The 11323-nt window shown below is 51.0% G+C and carries 17 protein-coding genes and 1 pseudogene; 17 read left to right on the top strand and 1 reads right to left on the bottom strand.

Annotated elements, in window-relative coordinates:
• Positions 1-57 precede the first annotated feature (57 nt).
• The 14 genes from IPG22_16840 (at position 58) to IPG22_16775 (ending at position 8982) form a co-directional block, all read left to right on the top strand.
• On the top strand, positions 58-960 hold the full coding sequence (locus IPG22_16840) for an efflux RND transporter periplasmic adaptor subunit (protein ID MBK6589954.1): 903 nt from the start codon (positions 58-60) through the stop codon (positions 958-960).
• A gap of 372 nt (positions 961-1332) precedes the next feature.
• Positions 1333-2064 carry a class II glutamine amidotransferase gene (locus tag IPG22_16835; protein MBK6589953.1) on the top strand — a complete coding sequence of 244 codons (732 nt, stop codon included), beginning with the start codon at positions 1333-1335 and terminating at the stop codon, positions 2062-2064.
• Positions 2065-2272: 208 nt separating this feature from the next.
• The gene (locus tag IPG22_16830) at positions 2273-2695 is read left to right on the top strand and encodes a carboxypeptidase regulatory-like domain-containing protein (GenBank protein ID MBK6589952.1); all 423 of its coding nucleotides are present in this window, start codon (positions 2273-2275) and stop codon (positions 2693-2695) included.
• A 38-nt stretch (positions 2696-2733) separates the two neighbouring features.
• A complete protein-coding gene (locus tag IPG22_16825) occupies positions 2734-3117 on the top strand; it encodes a TonB-dependent receptor plug domain-containing protein (protein MBK6589951.1) in 384 nt (127 codons plus the stop codon).
• A gap of 76 nt (positions 3118-3193) precedes the next feature.
• Positions 3194-3703 (top strand): hypothetical protein, encoded by a 510-nt coding sequence (locus IPG22_16820; protein ID MBK6589950.1) that lies wholly within the window; start codon positions 3194-3196, stop codon positions 3701-3703.
• Positions 3609-4310, top strand: coding sequence for a TonB-dependent receptor (locus IPG22_16815; protein MBK6589949.1), 702 nt, complete (start codon positions 3609-3611; stop codon positions 4308-4310). The genes IPG22_16820 and IPG22_16815 overlap by 95 nt, the downstream gene beginning before the upstream one ends.
• The gene (locus tag IPG22_16810) at positions 4310-4699 is read left to right on the top strand and encodes a TonB-dependent receptor (protein MBK6589948.1); all 390 of its coding nucleotides are present in this window, start codon (positions 4310-4312) and stop codon (positions 4697-4699) included. The genes IPG22_16815 and IPG22_16810 overlap by 1 nt, the downstream gene beginning before the upstream one ends.
• 441 nt (positions 4700-5140) lie before the next feature.
• Positions 5141-5398: a hypothetical protein gene (locus IPG22_16805; protein MBK6589947.1), complete on the top strand. Its 258-nt coding sequence runs from the start codon at positions 5141-5143 to the stop codon at positions 5396-5398.
• Between the two features lie 173 nt (positions 5399-5571).
• Positions 5572-6234, top strand: coding sequence for a TolC family protein (locus IPG22_16800; GenBank protein MBK6589946.1), 663 nt, complete (start codon positions 5572-5574; stop codon positions 6232-6234).
• Positions 6235-6292: 58 nt separating this feature from the next.
• Entirely contained in the window at positions 6293-6964 is a 672-nt protein-coding gene (locus IPG22_16795) for a TolC family protein (GenBank protein MBK6589945.1), read from the top strand.
• Between the two features lie 13 nt (positions 6965-6977).
• Complete coding sequence (locus IPG22_16790) at positions 6978-7523, top strand: efflux RND transporter periplasmic adaptor subunit (GenBank protein ID MBK6589944.1); 546 nt, start codon at positions 6978-6980, stop codon at positions 7521-7523.
• A 233-nt stretch (positions 7524-7756) separates the two neighbouring features.
• A complete protein-coding gene (locus IPG22_16785) occupies positions 7757-8326 on the top strand; it encodes an efflux RND transporter periplasmic adaptor subunit (protein MBK6589943.1) in 570 nt (189 codons plus the stop codon).
• Position 8327: 1 nt separating this feature from the next.
• Entirely contained in the window at positions 8328-8471 is a 144-nt protein-coding gene (locus IPG22_16780; protein ID MBK6589942.1) for a hypothetical protein, read from the top strand.
• A 217-nt stretch (positions 8472-8688) separates the two neighbouring features.
• Positions 8689-8982 carry an efflux RND transporter permease subunit gene (locus tag IPG22_16775; protein MBK6589941.1) on the top strand — a complete coding sequence of 98 codons (294 nt, stop codon included), beginning with the start codon at positions 8689-8691 and terminating at the stop codon, positions 8980-8982.
• A 233-nt stretch (positions 8983-9215) separates the two neighbouring features.
• Here the strand turns inward: IPG22_16775 and IPG22_16770 are convergent, their stop codons facing one another.
• Entirely contained in the window at positions 9216-9470 is a 255-nt protein-coding gene (locus tag IPG22_16770) for a hypothetical protein (protein ID MBK6589940.1), read from the bottom strand.
• 16 nt (positions 9471-9486) lie between these two features.
• Between IPG22_16770 and IPG22_16765 the strand changes: the two genes are divergently transcribed.
• The 3 genes and pseudogenes from IPG22_16765 to IPG22_16755 all read left to right on the top strand — a co-directional run bounded on the left by IPG22_16765 (position 9487) and on the right by IPG22_16755 (position 11323).
• The gene (locus tag IPG22_16765; GenBank protein ID MBK6589939.1) at positions 9487-9921 is read left to right on the top strand and encodes an efflux RND transporter permease subunit; all 435 of its coding nucleotides are present in this window, start codon (positions 9487-9489) and stop codon (positions 9919-9921) included.
• Between the two features lie 60 nt (positions 9922-9981).
• Positions 9982-10560, top strand: a complete 579-nt coding sequence (locus IPG22_16760; protein ID MBK6589938.1) for an efflux RND transporter permease subunit — start codon at positions 9982-9984, stop codon at positions 10558-10560.
• A gap of 387 nt (positions 10561-10947) precedes the next feature.
• A pseudogene (locus IPG22_16755) lies at positions 10948-11323 on the top strand (efflux RND transporter permease subunit).

Raw genomic sequence — 11323 nt, 5'->3', positions numbered from 1 at the left:
CGTGAGCAATACAGACGTTGACCAAATGTTGTCGCGGTTAAAACCGTTCAGGCTGAGCTGGAAGAAAACCGTAAGAGACATGACCGTACGCTTAAGTTACTTGAAATAGGGGCTGTCAGCCGCGAGGAATTTGAGCAGGCCACGACAAAAGTACGAGCGTCGGAGGCGGACGTTGAAGAAGCGAAAAAAAGATTTGACCGTGCCGTCAAGGTCGCCGAGATCAATCCTGTCAGCCGAAACGAATTTGAGCAGGCCGCCGTCAAACGCCAAACGGCCGAATCCGACCTTGCGACCGCCAAGCAAAGACTCTTGTTGCTAGGTTTGTCACCGCAAAAAGTAAATTCGCTCCGCTCCCCATCGCAAATAACGTCGGAGATCGCATTGATGGCGCCTATATCAGGCACGATCACAAAGCGAGACGTAAACGCGGGTGAAGTTGTCGAGGCAAACAAGGAATTGATGCGTGTTACAAATCTCGCAAGCGTTTGGGTTATCGCTCAGGTCTTTGAAAAGGACCTTTCATCAGTTCGTGATGGAAGCGGAGCAAGCGTTACAACCGGCGCCTATCCTGACAGGCTCTTTCGCGGTCACGTAACCTACATCGACCCAAATATCAGCCCCGAAACACGCACCGCACAAGTCAGAGTCGAACTCGACAATCCGGGACAAGTCTTGAAGATCGGAATGTACGTAAACGTCGCCTTTGGCGCGGGTGGGATGGCCGAACGCACAATGCCGATGATCCCGTCGTCTGCCGTCCAAAATATGAACGACAAACAGGTTGTTTTCGTCGCCACCGACAAACCAAATGTCTTTAATATAAAGCCGGTGCGTCTCGGCAAAGAAAACAACGGTAGGTTTGTCGTTCTCGAAGGGCTGAATGTCGGCGACAAGATCGTCACAGACGGCAGCTTCCTGCTCCGTGCTGAAATACTAAAAAAGGACCCGACGCATCATTAACGTCGGATACGAGTTGTCAGAGTACGGCCTGCTTTGCCGCACATTTATGGAGAACATGATGATTATAGACTTGGTTTGTAAAATGGAGATTGACGAAGAAGCCGCCAGCTATTCGTTGAATTATGATGGCAAAGACTACTTTTTTGTTCGGAAGGGTGTATGGAAGAATTCACGCGTCGCCCGCTTGATTATGTAGAATCCGTTTAGCCGCTAGACGTAGGAGACAATCGCGATGTGTAGATTTCTCGGTTATTTGGGAAGCGAAATTTTGCTCGCTGACCTGATTTCAAATCCAGCTAACTCACTCATTCGTCAAAGTTATAAGTCCAAAGAACGGAGCGAGCCCCTAAATGGCGACGGGTTTGGCGTCGGTTGGTACTCACCAGCGATTTCCAACGAGGCTTGTGTTTTTACCAGCATAACTCCAGCCTGGAACAACCGGAACCTGTTGAATTTGGTCGAGCATATCCGATCGCCCTGTTTTTCGCTCACGTTCGCTCCGCATCGCCCGGAATGGTTGTCTCCGAAAGTAATTGTCATCCATTCCGTCAAGGGCGATTTATGTGGATGCACAACGGTACGATCGAAGGCTTTAGTTCTATAAAGCGCCGCCTGCGACACTCGTTGACTGACGAGATTTATCAGACGATTGAAGGCACCACGGATTCCGAGCACGCTTTTGCTGTTTTCTTAAACCTTCTGGGCCGACACACGGAAAAACTAGGAGCAGTGGATTTGGCGAGCGGATTGGTGAAAACCATTCGCCAACTTGAGGAATGGGCGTATGAAGCTGGAATCAAAAAGCCTTCAGTTTATAATTTTGCGGTCACTGATGGTGAGAGCCTTGTAACAGTGCGTTATGTCTCCAATCCGCAAATTGAGCCGATTTCACTCTACTTTTCAAACCGCGGAAAATACAGGTACCGTGAAGGGAAGTTTGAAATAGTTGAATCCGACAGTGTACAAAGCGGAATCATCATCGCTTCCGAGAGATTGACCGATGATCGCACGAGTTGGACTAGAGTCGCCCCAAACCACGTCGTAATTATTAATAGTGGATTGGACGTGGTGGTACAACTTCTACCCAACGTACGGGTCAGTTAAATAAATCCCGCAAATGGAGAACCAGGCAGACCTGTCGTGTCAGCCTCAAATCATCAATCAGTAACAAGCTAACGTCGCCTTCATTTGCCACTGCAATATGTCGTTTGACACTGCCGACAGGGTCTTGTACTTTTACTATTATGAAATTGAAAATCGATTTCAATAAGATTTCTTGTTTTTAGTGGCTCGTAATCTAACTGGTGTTTTTATGAAGAATATTGCTGTGAGATCCGTTGCTTTTAGTTTAGCCTTTTCCATTTTTGCCGTAATCGGTTATTCACAGGGGCGTAACGGCGTGGAGGGGCGAATTGTTGATAGTAACGGCGACGTAGTTGCGGGAGCAACGCTGACCGTTCGGCATCAGGATGTCCGGTTGGTTGCAAAAGCCGTAACAGACGGCGAAGGCCGGTACTCGCTTACAAATATGTCAGATGGTAAGTATGACGTCACGATCGGTGCCATAGGTTTTGCGACACTACGCAGTGAAATGACGATCCCGTCGACGCAGCTAGTCGTCTTTACCATAACACCCGGAGGGCATTGCAGTGGACGTTTCCGTTACGTCAAGCTATCTCGCTGGAACCCCGGAAAGCCTTTCGGAAATTCCGGGTTCTATCGAACGGATCGATAGGCAAACACTGGAAAACAGCCGCGTTCAATTTCTCCGAAGTGCTTAGGAAAGTATCCGGTGTGAATGTTAGGGATGAGGAGGGGTTTGGTTTGCGACCCAACATCGGCATTCGCGGCACCAATCCGACGCGCTCAACCAAGGTGTTGCTGCTTGAAGATGGACTTCCATTGTCTTATGCGCCCTACGGAGATAATGCGTCTTACTACCATCCTCCGGTGGAGAGATACGAATCGATCGAGGTCCTAAAGGGATCGGGTCAGATTGCTTATGGCCCACAAACGATTGCGGGCCTAATCAACTATTTGACGCCAAATCCGCCCGATAAACCGACTTTTAATTTCAAACTAGAAGGCGGCAATAGAAGTTTTTTCAACGGCGGAGCAGGTTTTGGCGGCACGTTTGGCAAACTTGGCGATTTTTAATTTCAATCATAAGCAGGGTAACGGGTCGAGAGAGAGCACAAGTTTTAAGTTATATGATTTTTCGAACAAATCGGTTTTGCAGTTAAACGCTCGCAACGCCCTGACTGGAAAATTTACTTTCTTTCGTGAGGATTCGAATCTAACCTACACAGGTGCAACCGAGGCGGAATTCGCCGCAGACCCCCGCGGCAACGTATTTAAGAACGATTTCTTTTATGGCCGCAGGTCCGGTTTCTCGCTGCAGCACGCCGCGGTTCTGACCTCTAAAATCAATCTGACGACTAGCTTTTACTCAAACTATTTTTCACGCGACTGGTGGCGTCAGTCGTCCAATTCCAGTCAGCGTCCTAATCGTTTGAATGTCGATCCCGACTGCCTCAGCCTGGCTGCATTGAACACCACCTGCGGCAACGAAGGAAGGCTTCGCGATTATCTTACTCAGGGCGTCGAGACGCGGCTGACCACAAACTTCAATTTCGGATCAGTTGCGAATGAACTTGTCGTCGGTTTTCGAATTCATGGCGAAGATCAGGAACGGATCCAGCGAAATGGCGACCTTCCAACATCGCGACGGCACTATTGCTGAAAACAACGAGCGTAAAGCTTTCGCTCACTCCGGATTTATTCAACATCGCTTTACATGGAAGAACCTCGCATTGACGCCGGGCGTACGTTTTGAGCGCGTCTTTTTTAGCCGAACGAATCGTCTCGCTAACAACGGAGCGGGGGCGACCGGTGAAACAACCGTGACCGAGATCATTCCGGGTTTTGGCATCGCTTACTCGGGTGTAAAGAATACTACGCTTTATGCCGGCGTTCATCGAGGGTTTTCCCCTCCCAGAGTAGAGGACGTCGTAACAAATTCTGGCGGCGTGATCGAGCTTGATTCAGAATTGAGTTGGAACTATGAGGTCGGAGTGCGAACTCGACCACTCAGAGGAACCGAATTTTCGGCCGCATTTTTCCGCAACGATTATCAGAATCAGATTGTGGCGGCTTCGATAGCTGGCGGGGCGGCCTTTACAAACGGCGGAGCCACACTACAGCAGGGGTTTGAATTTACGGGGCAGATCGATTCCGGCTCTCTTTTTCGCAGCCCCATAATCTTTACCTGCGCACCGCCTATACCTTTTTGCCGACGGCGGAGTTCCGTGGCATGCGCTAAGCTCTATCACCAGTTCGGCAACACTTAATGTACTGCCCGACAACCAGGCGGGTCTCGGCCACCAGTTGTTCGATTACTGAGAATCGCCTTCCGTATGCACCGCGTGTCCTTATGACGACAAGCATCGGCTATTCGCATCCCCGCGGTTTCGACGCTTTTCTGGAAAACGTTTACATCGGGCGCCAGTTCGGCGACGATTTGAACGCGGTTAACCCGAACTCGAATGGCCAGCTTGGAGCGATACCAAGCCAAACTTATTGGAACGCGACGGCAAACTATCGTGTCGAGAAATGGAGGACGACATTTTTCGTTACGGGTAAGAACTTGCTCGACCGGATATACATCGTTGACCGTACGCGTGGATTGCTGCCCTCAGGTCCGCGTCTCGTTCAAACCGGAATCAAGGTGAGTTTTTAATTTGGCAGAGTAGAAATATCCTTAGGAAACACGGAGTTTAGCTTTGAGTGTAGAAAGCTTTATCTATGCACTCCGCGGTTCGCGTCTTGCACCTGAAAGAGAGATCATACTCACGTCACTCTTGAGGCATGACGGCAACGACAAAAGAGAAGGGAGTGGGACTTGAGCTTTCGATAGCGCACAAAATTGCCACACAGCACGGTGCGGCATTAAACTGTCGAGGGTGGCGTAACGGGAACTGTCCTTAGATTGACTTTTGCCTCCAGTAAAGAAAATTAAGTTTGTCTTCGTCTCATTCGGGACTAATTTTTGACATTGCGTGGTGAGGATTGTATGATTAAGAATTCTCTATGGTCGTGAATCGCTCAAAGTCTCAAATAAGATTAAGGAACAAGCTCACAAGCCTTGTTGCTTTTTTGTTTGTGCTTTATGCGGTAGCGGATGTTAGCGTTCTTCAAGCCTATTGTGGAAACGAGGCCGTCGGCATTCCACCCGCTCATCATTTTACAAAAACTGCCCGCGATCCTGACAGTCGCTCCGCTACTAAATCCATTCAAACTCGTCTGCAGTCAGACGGGGAATCCCGACAAGGAAACGACCCGACTCAGGATTGCGACGACGATACCTGCTTTTGCTGCTGTTCGCATGTCATCGCGGGATATTTCGCAATTCCATCCGCCAAGCCTACAAACAAATTAGAGTTTTCATAGTCCGATACTTACGTAGGACGGTATTCCAATTCAAGCCTAACTCAACTCTTCCGTCCGCCTAGAACAGCCTAATTCTTTCAATCGAAACGACTGCGCTTTTTATCCTAGCTTATTGCCGGGAGACAAGCGAGATTTTCCAGTTTCTAATTAAGGATCAGGTTTATGTATGTTCTTTTTGGTAGACGTGCCGTTGGCGCGTTACTTTTGGCAGTTGCCATCTTAACAAGTACTAGTTTTGGTCAGTCGCAGGTAGCAATAGTTGGAAGAGATTCAACTCCCTCGACGGGCGACATTCCCATCAGAACCAACGCTTTCACGATTCTGTTGGTGCCAAATTATTATAGTCAGACGGACGGTATGTCGCTGGCTGAGATTATCAGACTTGCGTTTGAAACAAACGGCGACATAAAGATCGCCCGTCTCGAAGTCGATAAAGCCAGGGCTCGCCTGACCCAGGCTGGGCTGCGGCCAAATCCGACGCTTGAGGTTGAACAAAGTTCCGGCCGTCTGGCCGGGTCGCCCGGTGACAGCCAGTTCAGCGCCGGGATCGCGGTTCCACTCGAACTATTCGGGCGACGGCAGCGGCGCATTGATGTGGCAAATGCCGAAATCACCTTGCGAGAGGCTGAAATCACTGCCCGGCAGCGAACTCTGGCGAGTCAGATATTTGTGTCTTACACCGAAGCCCTCGCGGCATTGCGTGAGCTACAGGTGTCAGAGGAACTGCTAAGTCTTGACGTGCGGACCGTCGAGTTTGTGCAGATCCGCGTAAACGAAGGCGAGACACCGCCGCTCGAACTTAGCCTTCTGCAAAACCGAGGTTGAGCGGCTGCGGGCCCGCCGGCAGTTAGTTGAGGGACGGCTGCAGGCCGCACTGACACGATTGAGATTCTACGCCGGAGTCGAGCCGCAAGCGCCTTTCAAACTTCGCGAAGATATATCAACGGCGACTCTCCCGTCACTTCCACCCTCCATCGACACAGGTATTGCCGTCGGTTTGCGCAACCGGCCGGAGATTCGGCTTGCAGAGCTAGACGAGCAGCTTGCAAGCGCCGGTCTGCGGCTGATCAATTCTCAGAGCAGGCCGGATCTAACTGCTTATACCCGTTACACTCAGGGACGTTCATCCATCGATCTACCGACCGGCCCATTTCCGCAGGATCGCGATCGATCGCTAACCTTTGGTGTTGCAATTGCGCTGCCGCTATTCAACAAGAATCAGGGAGCAAAGGCGGAAGCGGCGATCACGATACGCCAGGCTCAGGAACGCCGTGCGTTTGCCGAGCAGTTTATTAAGAACGAGATTACTGTTGCATTTCAACGGATCGAAGCGGCCAACCGATCCCTAATGACCCTCGAAACCGCCGTGCTGCCGCGCTCGCGTCAAAACATTGAAACCATTAGAAGAGTTTATGAACTGGGAGAACTCAAGATTACCGATCTAATTGCGGAACAGCGCAGATTGTTGGATGCCAACCGTGATCTGACCGAGACTCTGACGGAACGCTATCGGGCGCAGGCCGATCTTTTTATTGCACTAGGAATCACACTGTAAATCTGAAGAAGTTATGTCAAACAAGAATATCGCAGAACCAAACGAGTACGAAAGAAACGACGAAGCAGAGCTTGAACGTCTTGAGAACAATCTGGATTCGGCAGATCTCAAAGTCGAGTCTACGCGGCCCGGTACAGCTAAATCAGCCAGGGCGTGGATCATCACGGCGGCGGTCGTCGGTCTTATCGCGATAATTGGAATTGCGTGGATCGTTAACAAAAACTCCGCAAGCGGAGATAAAGCTACCGCCGAGGAACATAAGGAAGAACCGGGAAATTCTGAGGACGAGGAAGGCAAAGAAGTAAAGCTCGATCCTGAGATGATCGAGTCCGCCGGTATCGTCACGGAAACCGTCACTCAACGACCGGCAATTGCCCGATTAATGGTTACGGGTGCGGTCGAATTGAATCCTGAGACGACCGAGATGGCGACGGCATTAGTTGGCGGAAGAATCGAGAGAGTTTTCTACGGTGTTGGTGACAATGTGCAAAAGGGAGCCGTGCTTGCCGTTATTTCGAGTCCGCAACTCGCAGATGCACGGCAAAATGCACGAGGCTAAAACTAAATATGAGCTAGTTCAGCGAAATCTGACGCGTGTGCAAAAATCTGAGAACCGCGTAGCTGTACTACAGGCAAAAGCTAAGCTCGATGAGGCCGAAGCTACGTTGAAGCGAACGAGGCGACTTATCGAACTCGGGGCGGGTGCTGGAAAAGATTTGATCGCAGCAGAAACAGTTTACAAAACTGCGAAGGCGGACTTGATTTTCAGTCCAATATCGCTCTCAACAAAGAATTGCAGGAAGCGAGAGCCGAGGTCGAAACGGCCCAGGTCGATCTGCGGCATATCGAGGACGAATGCGGGCGTTTGGTGTTCCTGTCGAGTCGGGCAAGCCGGACGATCATCGTAGCGACACGTCGCTTGTTTCTCTGAGATCGCCGCTTTCTGGTGTTGTCACAGAAAGAAAGTTTAACGCTGGAGCGGGTATAGAGGCGGCGACTCCAATTTTTTCGATCTCGAATCTGGGAACGGTTTACGTGATCGCAAATGTGCCGGAAACAAGTATGGCAAGGCTTCGTGTCGGTTCGGTCGCAGAAATTACGTCGCCCGCTATCGGAACGGTCAGCGGTCGCGTTTCCTACATTGACCCGCAATTGGATGAAACGACCCGAACTGGACGTGTCGGCTTGAGGTTCCAAATTCGAACGGAAAGCTTCGGGCAGGAATGTTCGCGGAGGTGGGTTTCTATGCCGGGAACGAATGCGGAGAGCGGCGAAGAGTTGGTTGTGCCATCATCCGCAGTCCAGCGGACGGGTGACAAAACCGTCGTCTTTGTTCCGCGACGACGAGCCGGGCGCTTATGAAGTGCGCGAAATCGAGGCCGGGGCAGACATCAACGGCTACACGAAAGTCATTGAAGGATTAAAGCTTGGCGAAAAGGTTGTGACGAAAGGCAGCTTCACCTTAAAGACACAGCTTGAAAAAGGTGCAATGGGGGACGATCACTAAAAATATGATCAACGCATTAATAAGATTTTCCATTGCTCAAAAGCTGATCGTTCTTTTGCTCGTTGCGATCATGGCGGCGGGCGCGCTATAGCCTTATAAATTTACCAATCGATGCCGTGCCTGATGTGACGAATGTTTCAGGTCCAGGTATTGACCAACGCCCGAGCCTCGCGCCGCTTGAGATCGAACGGCAGATCACCTTCCCATCGAGGTTGCGATGTCGGGAATTCCGGGAGTCGAAGAAATACGCTCGGTTTCGAAGTTCGGAATCTCGAACGTCACTATCGTTTTCGAAGAATCGACCGACATTTATTTCGCTCGTCAGCTAATTCTCGAACGCATGGCAACCGCCCGCGAAAACATTCCACCGGGCATCGGCTCGCCGGAGATGGGGCCGATAGCAACAGGCTTGGGAGAGATCTACCAATACGAAGTCCGCCCGAACCGGGAAGCAATTACACGGCGACCGACCTCAGGACGATCCACGACTGGAATATTCGCCGACAGTTGATGGGCGTTCCGGGTGTGACCGAAGTCAATTCGCACGGCGGCTACGGCAAAAGTATGAGGTGCGTCTATCGCCCGAAAGCTGCAATCCTACGGATTGACGCCATGATGTTCACGAGGCGGTAACCGCAAATAACGGCACGGTCGGCGGCGGTTATATTCGAAAAGGTGCGGAACAGTATTTGTTGCGAGGCGTTGGTCTTGTCGAAAAGATGGACGACATTACCAACATCGTGGTCAAGCCGGCAAGGAAGGTGTTCCGATATTTGTCCGCGATCTCGGCGAAGTTGTCGAGGGCCAAAGTATCCGACAGGGTGCAGCTTCACTGCCAACGGAGAAGGCGAGATCGTTTCCGGGTATAGCGATTATGCTGAAAGGCGAAAATTCCGCAGCGTTGCCGAACGCGTCCAGGCGAAGATCGATGAGATCAGCAAAACTCTGCCGAAGGGCGTAACCATCGAGCCATTCTACGACCGGACTTCTCTTAGTCAAAGGGCGATCGCGACGGGTGGGAAAGAATCTACTGGAAGGTGCGGCAATTCTGGGGATCTTGGTTTTGCTGGTGCTACTGGGGAAACTGGCGTGGAGCATTGTTGGTTGCGACATCATTCCGCTGTCGATGTTATTTGCCGCGATTCTGATGAGAATTTTCAACGTATCAGGAAACCTGATGAGTCTGGGTGCACTGGATTTTGGGTTGATCGTTGACGGGGCGGTGGTAATGGTCCGAGAACGTCGCCCGTCGCCGGGCGGAGGCGCAGACATGAAGGATCTCGTGAACCGCCGTGAACGCACAATTCTCGAAGCGTGTCTCGAAGTCGCACGGCCTGTCGTTTTTGCCGTTGCGATCATCGCGATAGTTTATCTGCCTATCCTCAGTCTTCGCGGTATCGAGGGCAAGATGTTCGTGCCGATGGCTTTGACGGTGATCTTTGCTTCTTAGGCCCGTTTCTCTGTCACTTGACCCTTTTCCGGCGATGCTTACATTGATACTTGCGAGGTAATGTTTCGGAGAAGGAAAGCTTTTGATCCGTTGGGCAAAGCAGATCTACAAACCGGCGGGTACAATTCCATGGCGAAATATCGCCCGCAAGCCGGCGATAGCGATAGCGATTGTTTTGGTCGTCATTTCCGGCGCCGATCTTTCCCTTTAGGTTCAGAGTTTATACCGCGACTTGACGAAGGCGACCTTGCGGTTCAGGTTCAGCAATTGCCGGTGTTTCCTCGAACAATCAATAAAGGAACGACGACCGAGGCTGAGAAAGTATTGATGGAATTTCCCGAAGTAAAGACGGTTATCTCAAAGACCGGACGTGCCGAGGTTGCCACCGATCCTATGAGCGGGGTCGATTTCTCCGATTTGTATATCGGCCTCAAGCCAAAGAGCGAGTGGAAAACGACGAAAGACAAGACTGTTTTGATCGAAAAAGATGTCCGAGGGGGCATCGGAACAGCAGCCTTCGGCCATTATCAGCTTTTTTCGCAGACCGAGTTGCGTGTGTTGCGGAACCGATCTCAGGAGTCCGAAGCGATGTTGCCATCAAAATTTAGCGGTGACGATCTCGATGTCTTAAAAAGATAAGGCGGATGAGATCGCAAGGTCTGTTTCAAACGGTCTCAGGAGCGGGGAGGATGGGTGCCGAGGGGGCGACTTCGCCTGTTGCAGCTTCCTGATCAAACCCGACCGTGCGGCTATCGTCTCGTTATGGTTTGAACGTAGAGGACGTGAACGATCTTGTTGAATCTGTAAAGCTCAGCCGGGTAAAGAGGCCGGTCAAGTCTATGAAGGCGAACAGCGGTTCAATCTTTGTCGTTCGTTTGAATGAAGAATCAGGGGCGACCGTCGATTCGATCCGCAATTTGGCAATTGACTGCATCGAATGGTTCCCGCGTTCCGCTATCGCAAGTCGCCGAGATAAGTTTCTGCGCGAAGGTGCCGCTCAAATAACGCGAGGATACGCGCCGCCGGATCGGTGTTGAGCTAAACGTTCGCGGTCGTGACATCGGTTCGTTTGTTGCGGAAGCCCAAGCCAAGATCGAAACGGACGTTCAGCTTCCGCCGGGATACTATCTGGAAATGGGGCGGAAACATTCTGAAAATCTGCAGCGGGCGTCAGCTAGCTTTTGATCGTTGTTCCGATTGCGCTTTTTCTCGACCTTCATTTTGCTCTCTATACGACGTTTAGTCTGATAAAACAGGCGTTTATCTACACCGGAATTCCATTCGCCATCGTTGGCGGTGTGATCGCATTGGCGATGCGAGGGATGCCATTCTCAATATCCGCAGGCGTCGGCTTTATTGCCCTATTTGGCGTTGCGGTATTGAACGTGGTCGTGATGGTAAG

The organism is Acidobacteriota bacterium, from assembly GCA_016703965.1.
Taxonomy (GTDB): domain Bacteria; phylum Acidobacteriota; class Blastocatellia; order Pyrinomonadales; family Pyrinomonadaceae; genus OLB17.
Note: the sequence above shows the minus strand (reverse complement) of the source record. Positions and strands in the feature narration are given on the sequence as shown.